General features: G+C 65.6%; 14 protein-coding genes. 3 read left to right on the top strand and 11 right to left on the bottom strand.

Going from position 1 to position 13741, the window contains the following annotated elements; genetic code table 11:
- Positions 1-26: 26 nt before the first annotated feature.
- Together D575_RS0109520 and D575_RS0109515 are read left to right on the top strand one after the other, a co-directional pair.
- A complete protein-coding gene (locus D575_RS0109520; RefSeq protein ID WP_018145687.1) occupies positions 27-578 on the top strand; it encodes a hypoxanthine-guanine phosphoribosyltransferase in 552 nt (183 codons plus the stop codon).
- Between the two features lie 22 nt (positions 579-600).
- Positions 601-1353 (top strand): S-methyl-5'-thioinosine phosphorylase, encoded by a 753-nt coding sequence (locus D575_RS0109515; RefSeq protein ID WP_018145686.1) that lies wholly within the window; start codon positions 601-603, stop codon positions 1351-1353.
- 255 nt (positions 1354-1608) lie between these two features.
- Here the strand turns inward: D575_RS0109515 and D575_RS0109510 are convergent, their stop codons facing one another.
- Together D575_RS0109510 and D575_RS0109505 are read right to left on the bottom strand one after the other, a co-directional pair.
- On the bottom strand, positions 1609-2967 hold the full coding sequence (locus D575_RS0109510; RefSeq protein WP_026182107.1) for an adenosylmethionine--8-amino-7-oxononanoate transaminase: 1359 nt from the start codon (positions 2965-2967) through the stop codon (positions 1609-1611).
- 38 nt (positions 2968-3005) lie between these two features.
- Positions 3006-4376: a KamA family radical SAM protein gene (locus tag D575_RS0109505; protein WP_018145684.1), complete on the bottom strand. Its 1371-nt coding sequence runs from the start codon at positions 4374-4376 to the stop codon at positions 3006-3008.
- A gap of 360 nt (positions 4377-4736) precedes the next feature.
- Here D575_RS0109505 and D575_RS0109500 point away from each other — a divergent pair, with 360 nt between their 5' ends.
- Complete coding sequence (locus D575_RS0109500) at positions 4737-5870, top strand: aminotransferase class V-fold PLP-dependent enzyme (protein ID WP_018145683.1); 1134 nt, start codon at positions 4737-4739, stop codon at positions 5868-5870.
- An 84-nt stretch (positions 5871-5954) separates the two neighbouring features.
- Here D575_RS0109500 and D575_RS0109495 read toward each other — a convergent pair whose 3' ends face one another.
- The 9 genes from D575_RS0109495 to fabG form a co-directional block, all read right to left on the bottom strand.
- Complete coding sequence (locus D575_RS0109495) at positions 5955-6293, bottom strand: PilZ domain-containing protein (protein WP_017941553.1); 339 nt, start codon at positions 6291-6293, stop codon at positions 5955-5957.
- Positions 6294-6391: 98 nt separating this feature from the next.
- Positions 6392-7381, bottom strand: coding sequence for a DNA polymerase III subunit (locus D575_RS0109490; RefSeq protein WP_018145682.1), 990 nt, complete (start codon positions 7379-7381; stop codon positions 6392-6394).
- A gap of 7 nt (positions 7382-7388) precedes the next feature.
- Entirely contained in the window at positions 7389-8042 is a 654-nt protein-coding gene (gene tmk, locus D575_RS0109485; protein WP_018145681.1) for a dTMP kinase, read from the bottom strand.
- Positions 8043-8059: 17 nt separating this feature from the next.
- Positions 8060-9094, bottom strand: a complete 1035-nt coding sequence (gene mltG / locus D575_RS0109480) for an endolytic transglycosylase MltG (protein WP_018145680.1) — start codon at positions 9092-9094, stop codon at positions 8060-8062.
- Positions 9081-9893, bottom strand: coding sequence for an aminodeoxychorismate lyase (pabC, locus tag D575_RS0109475; protein WP_018145679.1), 813 nt, complete (start codon positions 9891-9893; stop codon positions 9081-9083). Before pabC ends, mltG begins: the two co-directional genes overlap by 14 nt.
- The gene (locus tag D575_RS0109470) at positions 9890-11239 is read right to left on the bottom strand and encodes an aminodeoxychorismate synthase component I (protein WP_018145678.1); all 1350 of its coding nucleotides are present in this window, start codon (positions 11237-11239) and stop codon (positions 9890-9892) included. Before D575_RS0109470 ends, pabC begins: the two co-directional genes overlap by 4 nt.
- Before the next feature lie 15 nt (positions 11240-11254).
- Positions 11255-12475 carry a beta-ketoacyl-ACP synthase II gene (gene fabF, locus D575_RS0109465; protein WP_018145677.1) on the bottom strand — a complete coding sequence of 407 codons (1221 nt, stop codon included), beginning with the start codon at positions 12473-12475 and terminating at the stop codon, positions 11255-11257.
- Between the two features lie 129 nt (positions 12476-12604).
- Positions 12605-12844 carry an acyl carrier protein gene (gene acpP / locus D575_RS0109460; RefSeq protein ID WP_018145676.1) on the bottom strand — a complete coding sequence of 80 codons (240 nt, stop codon included), beginning with the start codon at positions 12842-12844 and terminating at the stop codon, positions 12605-12607.
- A 128-nt stretch (positions 12845-12972) separates the two neighbouring features.
- Positions 12973-13710 carry a 3-oxoacyl-ACP reductase FabG gene (gene fabG, locus D575_RS0109455; protein ID WP_018145675.1) on the bottom strand — a complete coding sequence of 246 codons (738 nt, stop codon included), beginning with the start codon at positions 13708-13710 and terminating at the stop codon, positions 12973-12975.
- Positions 13711-13741: the final 31 nt, after the last annotated feature.

Here is a 13741-nt window from a genome sequence, read left to right as displayed (position 1 = left end):
CCGCATCGACACCCTCAGGACATGCCATGAGCCCGGAACAGGCCCGAGCCACGCTGCGCGACGCCGACTGCCTCTTCAGCCGCGATGCCGTCGAGACGGCGATCGACCGCCTGGCGGAACGCACGGCCGCCACGCTGAAGGACCGCAATCCGTTGGTCATGGGCGTAATGAACGGGGGTGTGGTGCTGATGGGCGGGTTGCTGACCCGCTGGTCGTTTCCCATGCAGGTGGATTACCTGCACGCCACGCGCTATCGCGGTGGCACCCGCGGCGGCGATCAGCTGCACTGGTTGGCTCGTCCGCAGGCGTCGCTCAAGGACCGTACCGTCGTCGTCGTTGATGACATCCTCGACGGCGGGATCACCCTGGAGGGAATCAAGACGTTCTGCGAGGAGCAGGGTGCGGCGCAGGTGATCTCCATCGTCCTGGTGGACAAGCACAACCCGGAGCGGGACCCGGCGATCACCGTCGACTACGCCGCCCTGGAGGCCCCCAACCGCTACCTGTTCGGGTACGGTATGGATTACCAGGACTATCTGCGCAATGCGCCCGGCATCTTCGCCGTGGCCGACCAATAAACCACTGACGTCCGAGGCGCTCATGTCCACACCCCGTATCGCCGTCATCGGCGGCACCGGCCTGACCCGGCTGAAGGATCTGGAGATCACTCGGCGTCAGGTAATGCACACGCCGTATGGCGAGCCCTCGGGGCCGCTGGTGTTCGGCCGCCTGAACGACACCGAGATCGTGTTTCTGCCACGGCACGGGGCCCGGCATACCATCCCGCCGCACGAGGTGAACTACCGCGCCAATATCTGGGCGCTTAAAAATGCCGGGATCGACAACGTGGTGGCCGTGGCTGCAGTCGGCGGGATTGGCGAAGAGATGAAGCCGGGTATGGTCGCGATCCCCGATCAGATCATCGATTACACCTGGTCACGGGCGAATACCTTCTTCGAGGGGAAAGACCTGGAAGAGGTCACCCACATCGACATGACCTGGCCCTATAGCGACAGCGTCCGCCAGACGCTGATCCGCGCGATTGACGACCTGGGTATCGAGGCCGTGGAGCACGGGACCTACGGGGCCACCCAGGGACCGCGCCTGGAGACGGCCGCGGAGATTGATCGCCTGGAACGCGACGGCTGCGATCTGGTGGGCATGACCGGCATGCCCGAGGCGGCGCTGGCGCGTGAACTGGGGCTGAACTACGCCTGCTGTGCCGTAATCGCCAACTGGGCGGCCGGACGCGCCGAAGGCGAGATCACCATGGACGACATCGCCGCGAATCTCGATGTCGGCATGGCGCGGGTGAAACAGATCCTCACGCACGTCATCAGCAGTCTTTCCTGACGCCACGGCGTTAACAATTCGGAGGGCCGGCCGGGGAGAGAACCCGGGCCGGGTGACCGCACGTGCATGGTCCAGGGGCTCGCTAAGGCGACCAACACGGTCACTTATCTACGATTTAACATAATATGTATTATGCGACATTGAAGATGGGCGTGCCTCGAGTGGAATGACCGGGATGTTCCCGCCGAAGTCATGAACGCGGCCTGCGCCAGGCCCAATCCCGTTCCCGTTCCCGTTTAGGGCTGATCCCGCACGTCAGGCGCGCACGGCCTTTTCGATGCCCTCGGTCATCACCTCGACGAGGAAGTCGATCTGTTCCTCGGTGATCACGTACGGCGGCATCAGGTAACTCACGTTCCCCAGTGGTCGCAACAGCGCACCGCGTGTCAGGCCGTGGCGATAGATATGCAGTCCGCGACGTTCCTGCCACGGATACGGGGTGCGCCGGGACTTGTCCTGCACCAGTTCCACCGCCGCAATCATGCCGTGCTGGCGCACGTCGGCGACATGCGGATGTTCCCGCAAGGGTTCGAGTCGTTTCTCGATATGGGCGGCAAGCTCCCGGTTTCTCTCGAGAACGGGATCGGAATCGAAGATGTCCAGTGTGGCAAGTGCGGCCCTGCACGCGAGCGGATTCCCGGTATAGGAATGCGAATGCAGGAACATGTTGAGCTTTTCGTAATCGTCGTAGAACGCCTGGTAAATGGTATCCGTGGTCAACACGGCTGCCATGGGCAGATAGCCGGCGGTCAGGCCCTTGGACAGGCACATGAAATCGGGCGTGATTGGCCCCTGTTCGCAGGCGAACAGCGTGCCCGTGCGCCCGAAGCCGACCGCGATCTCGTCGGCAATAAGGTGGACGCCGTGACGGTCGCAGGCTTCGCGCAGCAGCCGCAGGTATTCAGGGTCGTACATGCGCATGTGGCCGGCACACTGGACCAGGGGCTCCACGATGACCGCGGCGGCCTCATCGGCATGTTGCGCCAGCGCCTGCTCCATGTGGTCGAACTGGCGACGCGCCACATCGGCGCAGGTTTCGCCGTCTTCGCGGTCGAAACAATCCGGTGCCGGCACGGTGATGACGTCCAGCATCAGCGGTTCGTAGGTTGCGCTGTACAGCGGTACGTCGCTCACGGACAAGGCGCCCAGGGTCTCGCCGTGGTAGCTGTTGGACAGGCGGATGAAGCGGGTCTTCTGCGGGCGATCGACGTTGCGCCAGTAGTGAAAGCTCATCTTGAGCGCGACCTCGACCCCGGCGCTGCCGTTGTCCGCCAGGAACACCCGGTCCAGGCCTTCGGGGGTGATGTCGATCAGGCGTTCGCACAACTCGACCACCGGCTCGTGGGTGCAGCCGGCGAGGATCACATGCTCCAGCCGGTCCAGCTGGTCCTTGACCGCATCACCGATGCGCGGGTTGGCGTGACCGAACAGGTTCACCCACCACGAACTGATGGCATCCAGGTAGCGATTGCCGTCGAAATCGTACAGCCAGACGCCCTCCCCCCGCTCGATCGGAAGCAGCGGGAGGGTCCCCTCCTCGCCGTAGTCTTTCATCTGGGTACAGGGATGCCAGAGGGTGCGCAGGTCGCGTTGCTTGAGCGTGTTGTTGTCCATGAGGTCCATTGTGCCAAACCCGCCCGGCTGAGGCGGACTCAGTGAGCCGATTCGGCCTTCATCGCCATCAGCTCGTCCTCGAAGAAGAAGCGATCTTCGCCCAAGGCGGGTTTGAGCTGATCGATCCAGGTGGCCTGGTCATCGTAGCGCGCAAAAAACGGGCGCTGGACCCAGTCGGGGTTGCGTGCCTGGATGAAGCGCAGGACGAAGACCTTCTCGCCCTGGACCTCGGCAACGCCCTGGATCTCCACCTTGCCGGGCTCGGCGCTCATTGAGGGGCCGCGGGCGGTACGCCCGAGCCCCGAGACCTGTTTCATGGCTTCGCGGTAGATTTCCCAGGCGCGCGCCAGCGGGACCTCGAAGTACCGCCGTGCCCCGGTGTCACGCTCTACGAACATGTAATACGGGATGATCCCGAGGCGTACCTGTTCGCGCCACAGCTCGGCCCAGGCCTCGGCGTCGTCATTGATGTGCCGGAGCAAGGGCCCCTGGGAACGGATTTCGGCGCCGGTATCCCGTACCCGACGGATGGCCTCGTGGGCAATCGGGGTCCGCAGTTCGTTCGGATGGTTGTAATGCGCCATCAGGGCCACGTGCTTGCCCGCCTCGACCAGCCGTTCCAGTAGACGCAACAGTTCGTCCGCATCCGAGTCGGTCACGAATCGGTAAGGCCAGAATGTCAGGGCCTTGGTGCCGATCCGTACGGTCTGTATGTGGGCCAGCTCGGGCTCCAGCAAGGCCTCAAGATAGGCCTTCAGGTGCTTGGTTTTCATTACCATCGGGTCGCCTCCCGTCATCAGAAGGTCGCTGATCTCCGGATGGCCGCGCAGGTAGTCGTGCAGCAACGCGGCATCGGTGCTGGCGATGCGCAGCTCCTTGTCACCGACGAACTGGGCCCAGCGGAAGCAGAAGGTGCAATAACTGTGGCAGGTCTGGCCTTGGCCGGGGAAGAACAGCACGGTTTCACGGTACTTGTGCTGGAGGCCGTTGATGACCTCGCCCGCTTCCTCGCTCGGGCGGTTGAGCTCCATCTGCCCGGCCGGATGCGGGTTGAGCTCCTCGCGCAGCGCGCGCGCGAGGGCCTGGATCTCGGCCCGCCCTGCCCCTTGGCGATGCAGAACGGCCATACGCTCGAAGGCCTCGGGGGCCAGCATGTCCCGTTGCGGAAAGGTTAGCTGGAAGATTGGATCGTCGGGAACCCGGCTCCAGTCGATCAGCTCATCGATCACGTAGTCGTTGACCCGGAACGGAAGCACACTGGCAACCACCTGCATCTCGAAGCGCATGGCCTCGGGCAGGCTGGCCAGGGCCGGGATGCGTTCGATCGAGCGTTCATTAAAGACGCGGAACTCGCGCGGCTCGACCGCACCAAGCTGGGGATCACGATAGAACTGGACAACGGAATTCATCCGCGACTCCTGTGCCGACAAACTGAAATTGGAGTGCCTCGCCGCAGCGATGGGCGAGGATGCGCGTGCATCCCGGGACGTTCGGGGCGCTCAAGCTCTAGGAATACGGAATGGCCATTCGCACGCGAACGGCGTCCGGAAGAGCTGCGAGTAAGATGCTGACCCTTGCCGCTGTCGATGGGCGGGGTAGCGGGACCTTCAGAAGCCGGTAAATTAACAACTTGAGCGCATTTTCACAACCAGTTCCCGGGCGCGGCTGATGCGTCGGGTGCGCAGGCGGGCTCCTTCGGCTGCGTCTCTCCGGGTGTTCTAAGCCTCGCCTGACTGGGTTACCCTTTGGCTCCCGCCAAGGAGGATCGCATGCACCCGGAGTTTCCACAGGAAGGGATCATCCACCTCAATCATGCCGCCGTGGGCCCCTGGCCCCGGCGCACCGAGGACGCGGTCTGCCGCTTCGCCCGGGAGAACGTGGCCCATGGCTCGCGTGACTACCTGCAGTGGCTGCAGCAAATCGACGCGACGCGGGAACTCGCACGAGCGTTGATCGGGGCGCCGTCCGCAGAGGACATTGCCTTCGTGAAGAACACGTCCGAGGCGCTGTCGATGGTGGCCTTCGGCCTGGACTGGCAGCCGGGCGACAATGTGGTGTTCCCGGCGCACGAGTTCCCGTCCAATCGTGTCGTCTGGCTGGCCGCCGCAGAGCGTTTCGGCCTCGAGGCGCGCGAGGTCGCCATTGGCGAGGAACCGGAGCGCGACCTGCTGGCCGCCTGTGATGCGCGGACCCGCCTGGTGGCCACCAGTGCTGTGCGCTACGACTCCGGGCTGCGTGTCGACATCCAGGCGCTGGGTGCGGAACTGCGCTCGCGGCGCATCCTGTTCTGTGTCGATGCGATCCAGCACCTGGGCGCCCTGCCCTTCGATGCCCCGGGTTGCCATGCCGACTTCGTGATGGCCGATGCCCACAAGTGGATGCTGGCGCCCGAGGGAATCGGGGTGTTCTACGTAAACCCGGAGATCCGCGAACGGCTGACGCTGCAGGAATATGGCTGGAACATGCTGGCGCATGCCGGCGATTTCGCGAACCCGGGGATCGAGCCCGCCACGAGTGCACGGCGTTTCGAACCGGGCAGTCCGAACATGCTCGGAATTCACGCCCTGCACGCCAGTCTCTCCCTTCTGCTGGAGATCGGGCTGGACAGCATCGACCACGAGATCCGCGAGCACTGGCTGCACCTGGAAGACGGCCTGCGTGCGCATGGCTGCCAAATCCTGACACCGCGCGGCCGGCGTGCCGGCATCCTGACGTTCCGACCGCCGGTGGATGACCTGGAAGCGCTATACGCGAGGCTTCAGGGGCGCGGCATCCTGTGTGCCATGCGAGGCGGCGGGATCCGCTTTGCGCCCCACTTCTACCTGACGCGGGCGCAGATCGACCAGGCGCTGGAATATCTGGGAGAGGCCATCCACGAAGCCGGCGCGGCTACGGTACGCTGAGAGGTACGGCGGAGAACGGCCGGTGGTAACGCGTGTGGGAGCGCGCCCCAAGGGCGTGAGGCCTCGTCTGCAAGGAGATCTCTTCTAGAAGGTATGGGTCTTGCGGTCGGAGTTCAGCATGCCGCCCAGATGTTCCTCGATGCGGCGGTGGGTCACACCCTTGTCCGACTTGTTGAACTGCACGCCGATGCCCCGCAGCCGGTTGCCCTGGGCGCGCGGCGGCGTAATCCAGACCACCGTGCAGGGGGTCGGAAGGCGATCCGAATCCTCCAGTAGTGACAGCAGCAGGAAGACCTGGTCTCCGAGCTTGTAGGCCTTGTCGGTCGGGATGAATAGACCGCCATTGGTCACGAACGGCATGTATGCCGCATACAGCGCGGGTTTTTCCTTGATTGCCAAGGTGAGCATGCCCTGCCCGGCCATAGACCCTCCGTGTGACCTGAAATCGTACTGGGTCTGGCAGTATCGCCCATCGCACCGATACCGCGCCACCCCGACCTGTACTCGTGGCGGGTGACGCCTTACTGCTCGAGGAAGCTCAATGCGATGTCTTCCATGCGCAGCTGCGGGTTGAGCTGGCGCGAGGCCTGGCGTTGCCAGCCGAGCGCTTGATTCGAAAGTTCGGCCAGCCGACGCGGTCCCATGCGGCGCGCGAAGTCCTCGAGTCGATCGCGCGGGAACTGCCGGCCAAACGCATCCGGCTCGCCGTTCACGAGCAGGCGCTGGGCCGCAACCAGCAGGGCCTGGATTCGTGGGATCAGGGATTCCGGCAGGCTGCGTTGCATGGCACTGGCCATCGGTGTCACCCCGGGGCGACGCAGTAGCAGGGTCAGGGCCTCGCGGTCCTGTTCCCAGCGCGCCATACGGTCGGGGTCGGTCAGGATCTCGCGGGCGGCCAGCGGACGCCCGAGACTGGCGGCATAGGCCTCGTCCACTGCCGCAGGGTCATCGGCGGCCCCGCGCAGCCAGTCCGTTGCTTCGGCAGGCCCCGGCGTGGCGATCTCGACCATCTGGCAGCGGCTGCGGATGGTCGCTGGCAGACGCGCCGGCTGCGCCGCCTCGAGAATCAGCATGGCCCTGGGCGGGGGTTCCTCCAGGGTCTTCAGCAGCGCATTCGCCGCATTCGTGTTCAGGGCATCGGCCGGGCGGATGATCACGCTGCGCAGCCCGCCCGAACCGGACAGCGAGAGAAACTCGATCGCCTCGCGGGCCGCCGCGATCAGGATCTCCTTGCCCGCCTCCTCCGGCTCCAGCGTCATCACCTCGGGGTGTACAGCACCAAGGAAGCTGCGACAGCCGTTGCATTCGCCGCACGGCGGCTCGGTGCCCGTCGCGCGCTGGCACAGCAGGGCCTGGACTAGCGCCCGCGTCAGCAGTGCCTTGCCAACGCCCGGAGCGCCATGAATCAGCAGACCGCTGGGCAGGCGCCCTTCGCGCCCGCGCCGCGCCAGCGCCTCCCACGGCTTTTGCAGCCAGGGCGGCAAGGTATCGTCGGTGACTGGCGCAGCCATGGCCCCCTTAACCCTCCAGCGCGTGCAACGGCAGGCGCTCGCGCACGCCCGCGAGGATGCGCTCGGCTACCGTGTCCGGGTCCGCGGATGCATCCACGACCAGATAGCGTCCCGGCGCTCGCTCGGCGCGTTCCCGATACGCCTGGCGTGCGCACTCGAAGAAGTCCAGCGCCTCGAGTTCGATGCGGTCTCGCCGGCCGCGCTGGACGGCGCGATCGAGCCCGGTCTCTGGGTCGATGTCCAGCAGGATTACCAGATCCGGGCGGAGATCGCCCTGCAGCCAGTCCTCCAGCTGCGCGACCCGCTGGGAGCCGAGCCCCCGCCCGGCCCCCTGGTAGGCAAACGAGGCATCGGTAAAGCGGTCGCTAAGCACCCAATCGCCGGCCTGCAGAGCCGGCCGAATCACCTCGTGCAGGTGCTGGGCCCGCGCGGCGAACATCAGCAGCAGCTCGGACTCGGCACACATGCCCGGCAGATCGGGGTCCAGCAGCAGGCCGCGCAGGCGTTCGCCGAGGGCGGTCCCGCCCGGCTCCCGGGTGTTGCGCACCGGGTGTCCGGCAGCGCGCAGCACGGTGTCCAGGCGCTCGATCTGGGTGGTCTTGCCCGAGCCCTCGATGCCTTCGAAGACCAGGAAGTGGCCGGGATGGGGCGAGCGTTCCATGTGCAGGGCGTCTCCAGTTACCGGTTGCGTATGCCGTAGCGGCTGCCATCCCCGCCCAGCTGGTAGCGGATCACGGCCTCGCGATGCTCACGATAGGTCTCGGAGAAATGATGACTGCCGTCGCCGCGCGAGACGAAGAACAGGTCATTGGTTGCGGCCGGACGTGCCGCCGCCTGTAAGGCCGCGCGCCCCGGCAGGGCGATGGGCGTTGGCGGGAGCCCGGCACGGGTATAGGTGTTGTAGGGATGATCGCGGTCCAGTTCGGCGCGCGTCAGGCGTTGTACGCCGGGCTCCTGCGCGTACAGCAGGGTGGGATCGGTCTGCAGGCGCATGCCGCGCTTGAGCCGATTCACGAACACCCCGGCCACCCGGTCACGCTCGTCCCCGCGCCCGGTCTCGCGTTCGATGATGGAGGCAAGGATCAGCAGCTCATAGGGGGAATTCACCGGGTGGTCCTCGATTCGGTCCTCCCAGGCGCGGTCCAGGTGCAGGCGCATCGCCTGGTGGGCGCGTTGCAGCACCGTCAGGGCCTCGGTTCCGGAGCCGAAGAAATAGGTGTCCGGCAGGAACCATCCCTCCGGGTGTCCCTGGTCCTCGAGCCCCAGTGCCTCCAGCAGGTTGTCGACCCCGACCGATTCGGCGGGCCCGATGAGTTCCGGGTGCTCGCGCAGGGCGGCCAGCGCCTGGCGGATGGTCCAGCCCTCCGGGAACGTGAGGCGATGCTGCACCACCTCGCCGCGGGCCATCGCATGGATCAGTTCGCGCGGGGTCATGCCCGGCGTCACGGCGTATTCCCCCGCCTGGAGACGCGCTGCAATGCCTTGACGCCGTCCATAGGCCTCGAGCACCCAGGCAGAATCCACCCAGCCGCGTTCGGCAAAGGTCCTGCTCACCGAACGCAGCCCCTGTCCCGGTTCCAACTGAAAGCGTTCCGAGGCGTCCAGCGCCATCGGCGTATCCAGCTGCGCCTGGTAGTGTTCGCTCAGCCACCAGGCGGCGCCCAGGGCCAGAACGACCAGGAGGGCCAGGACAGCGAGGCTAATCCGCTTCATGCAATGCGATTCCCATTGGATACAGCGGATCATCCTGCCACGCAGCCCCCCGCTTGTCCCCTTCGGACAGCACGGCCGGGGTCATCCCGATCCGCGCGTTGCTGACATAGAGCGCATCGGCACGCTCGATACGCGCGGGCTCCGGATACGCCTCGATCACCTCGAACCCGAACCGTTCGGCATGCTCGAGGACCCAGGCGCGCCGCGTACCGGCAATCCCGGACTGATCCACCGGCGGGGTGAGCAAGGTACGCCCTTCGCGCAGCCAGAGATTCCCCTGCGTGGCGCTGACCACGCGCCCCAGCGCATCGTGGAGGATTGCCTCGTCCCAGCCCGGTTGCCAGCTGCGCCGGGCCATCACGTGCTCGAGGCGACTGGTGTGTTTGAGCCCCGCGAGCGCCGGGTTTACGCCGATCGGCACTGCGGCCCAACCCAGGCTCAGGGGTTCGCGTTCAGTGGGGGCGGTGTCGTCCAGCGCCGGACCGGCACTGACGATCCGAGTCAGTGCCGGTGTCGCGGGCGACGCGTAGCCCCTTGGCCCCTCACCCCGGGTCACCGTCAGGCGCACCATGCAGGCTGGCAGGGTCGCCACTCGGGCAATCTCGTCCAGCACCTCGGTCTCGCCGAGTTGCCGAAACCCGAGGTGCTCCAGCCCGCGCGTCAGGCGGGCCCAGTGGTAGGACCATAGCTGCGGTCGGCCCTGTCGCACCCGTAGCGTCTCGAACAGGCCGTCGCCCAGGAGTAGCCCGCGATCCAATGCCGATACCCGCCCCTCGCGCTCGCCGTTCACCAGGATCATGGGCTCTTCTCCCCCGCCCCCTGCAGCGCCTCCAGCAGGCCGCGTGCCTTGTGCCGGGTCTCCTCCAGCTCGCGCTCGGGATCGGAATCCGCGACGATCCCGGCCCCCGCCCGAAAACGCAGTTCGTTCCCCCGAACGACGAGGGTCCGGATCAGGATATTGGTATCCATGCGGCCGTGGCGGCTGACGTACCCGCAGCCTCCGGTGTAGGCCCCACGCGGGGCCTGTTGTTCCAGTTCCTGGATGATCTGCATGCTGCGGATCTTCGGGCAGCCGGTGATGGTGCCGCCCGGAAAGACCGCGCGCAGGATGTCGGCCGTGGTGGTGCCCGGGCGCAGGCGTCCGACAATGCTGGAGACGATGTGATGCACCCGGCGATAGCTCTCGATGGTCATCAGCTCCGCCACGCGCACGCTACCGATCTCGGCCACGCGCCCGACATCATTGCGTTCCAGATCCACGAGCATGACATGCTCGGCGCGTTCCTTGATGTTGAACGTCAACTCACTGAAAAGACGCCGGTCTTCTTCCGCATCCGGATCGCGGCGACGGGTCCCCGCAATCGGCCGGGTCTCGACCATGGCGTTTTCCACCGACACCAGCCGCTCAGGGGAGGAACTGATCACGTGAGCCCCGGGGAGTTGCAGCCACGCGGCAAACGGCGCGGCATTGGCCTCGCGCAAGCGGGTGTACAGCCCCGCCGGATCCAGCGGCTGCGTGGCGGTGGCACGCCATTCGCGGGACAGATTGACCTGAAAGGTGTCGCCGGCCCGGATGTACTCGAGACCCTTCATCACTGCGTCGCGATAGCACTGGGCGTCCTCCTCCTGAAGGGCCAGGGCGGGCAGCGGCTCGGATGCGGGACTCGGCTGGCCCCGGACTGTCGCGCAGTCCGACTCCACCCGCTCCAAACGCGCGTAATCGCCTGCCTCGTCGACGAACCAGGTCGTCCCCTCGTGGTGATCGTGGACCAGTGCCGCCGGAAAATAGGTCACCAGTGCATCCGGCAGCCAGGGGTCGGATCGGCAGTCACCCAGGGCCGGCTCCATGCGCCAGGCCAGTTCGTACCCGGCGTACAGAAACCATCCCCCGAGGAACGGGAGATGGGCATACGCGGCGTCTTCGGGGTCGAGTGGTGGTGTGCTCGAGAGATCCTGGTCCAGCACGCCAAGGACGTCTTCCCCGGCCGCACTGGACAACGTGCGGCCGGGGAAGGCGAACAGGATGGAAAAACGAGCGGGAGCCTGCCCGATCAGGGCCGACTCCAGCAGGTGGGGATAGCGCTCTGGGAATCGCCGCGCCAGGGCCGCAAAGTCGACCCCGGCGGCCAGTTCATGGACCGCCATGGCGGCGCCGCAACGTCAAATGCTGCGGAACACCAGGGTGCCGTTGGTGCCCCCGAAACCGAAGGAGTTCGACAGGCCGACCTTGGTCTTCATCTCGCGTGCCTCGTTGGCCACGTAGTTCAGGTCGCACCCTTCGCTCGGGTTATCCAGGTTGATGGTCGGCGGTGACACCTGGTCGCGCAGCGCCAGGGCGGTAAACACGCCCTCGATCCCGCCGGCGGCACCCAGCAGGTGGCCGGTCATCGACTTGGTGGAGTTGACCATGAGCTTGTAGGCATGATCGCCGAAGGCCTTCTTCAGGCCCTGGGTCTCCGCCAGGTCACCCGCGGGGGTCGAGGTTCCGTGAGCATTGATGTACCCAACCTCTTCCGGATTCACACCGGCATCTTTCAAGGCACGATGCATGCACTTGGCGGCACCGGAACCATCCTGGACCGGCTGCGTCATGTGGTGCGCATCCGCATTCCAGGCGAAGCCGGCCACTTCGCAGTAGATGTGGGCCCCGCGGGCCTTCGCGTGCTCGTACTCCTCGAGCATCATCACCCCGGCGCCATCGCTCAGCACAAAGCCATCGCGATCCTTGTCCCAGGGACGCGAGGCGCGCTCGGGATCATCATTGCGAGTGGACAGCGCGCGGGCGGCAGCAAAGCCGCCAATGCCCAGTGGCGTGGTGGCCATCTCGGCCCCGCCGGCGACCATGGCATCGGCGTCGCCATAAGCGATCATGCGAGCGGCGTCGCCAATATTGTGGGTGCCAGTGGCGCACGCCGAGACGATGGAGATATTCGGGCCCTGCAGGTTGCGCATGATGGACAGATTCCCCGCCACCATGTTGATGATCGCACTGGGCACGAAGAATGGGGAGATCTTGCGCGCCCCGCCCTTCAGATACGCGCCGTAGGAACGTTCGATATAGGGCAGCCCGCCGATGCCGGAGCCAATGGCCACCCCGATCCGCTCGGCGTTCTCCTCGGTGACTTCCAGCCCGGAGTCATCCAGGGCCTGAAGCCCCGCCGCGATCCCGTAAAGGACGAAGGTATCCATCTTCTTCTGGTCTTTCGGCGGGACGTAGTCATTGGCCTCGAAGTCCCGGACCGCGCCGGAAATCTTCACCGGCATGTCCGAGGCATCGAAGACATCGATGGGGGAAATGCCGCTCTTGCCGGCCTTGATGTTGCTCCAGGCCTTGTCGATAGTGGATCCGACCGGGGAGACGATCCCCAGTCCGGTAATCACGACACGTCGCTTAGCCAATGTGTTCTCCTCGAAAGACTGAAATTACGCGCTCAGCGCAACGACGAAGGGCCGCCCTGCGCGCAGGAAGGCCCGTTCGCGTCGTCCTGATCGGCGCCCGGAGGCGTCGAATCAGTCCTTCATGTGCTCGTTGATGTAATCGATCGCCTGCTGCACGGTGGTGATCTTTTCCGCCTGCTCGTCGGGGATTTCGGTTTCGAATTCCTCTTCGAGCGCCATGACGAGTTCCACCGTGTCCAGCGAATCCGCACCCAGGTCGTCGACGAAGCCGGCCGCGTTGGTCACGTCCTCTTCCTTGACACCCAGCTGCTCGACAACGATTTTCTTGACGCGTTCTTCAATGCTACTCATGGTTCAGAAATCCCCTTCAGTGTGAGGCGGCTTCGTTGAAAGGTCCGCCATTCTAGAGAAAAGCCCCGCCGCGATCTAGCGATCCGCGCAGCGGGTCGTGCGGGCGGCCTGCGGCCGACCCGTCGTGATCAGTGCATGAACATCCCGCCGTTCACATGCAGGGTCTCGCCGGTGATGTACCCGGCCTCCTCGGAGGCCAGGAAACCGACGGCCGCGGCGATCTCTTCCGGCGCCCCCAGGCGCCCCAGCGGAATCTGTCCGAGCAGGGCCTGTTTGGTGTCATCGCCCAGTTCGCGGGTCATGTCGGTATCGATGAAACCCGGTGCGACCGTGTTCACGGTGATACTGCGGCTGCCGACCTCGCGCGCCAGGGAACGGGCAAATCCCGCAAGGCCGGCTTTCGCGGCGGCGTAGTTGGTCTGCCCGGCGTTGCCGGTGGAGCCCACGACCGAACCAACCAGGATGATGCGGCCGCGGCGCAGTTTCATCATGCCTTTCAGCAGGCGCTGTGTCAGGCGCACGGCAGCGGACAGGTTGGTGTCGAGGACTGCGTCCCATTCCGCGTCCTTCATGCGCATGAACAGGTTGTCGCGGGTAATGCCGGCATTGTTGACCAGCACCTCGATCGGCCCTTCCTGTTCCTGGATCGCCTGCAGGCCGGTCGCGACGGAGTCCGCGTCGGTCACGTCCAGCGCAATGCCGCGCCCGCCCCATTGCTTCAGGGTTTCGGTGATCCGCTCGGCGCCGGACGCACTGGTCGCGGTACCCACCACCTGCAGGCCCTGCTCCGCCAGACGGCGGGCAATGGCCGCGCCAATTCCGCGGCTTGCACCGGTTACAAGGGCTACACGTTTGCTGTCGGACATGGTTGTGCCTTTACTTCAAATGAGAGGAAGC

The sequence above is a fragment of the Thioalkalivibrio sp. AKL6 genome, assembly GCF_000376905.1.
Classification (GTDB): Bacteria; Pseudomonadota; Gammaproteobacteria; order Ectothiorhodospirales; family Ectothiorhodospiraceae; genus Thioalkalivibrio; species Thioalkalivibrio versutus.
This window is presented reverse-complemented; position numbering and strand designations above follow the sequence as displayed.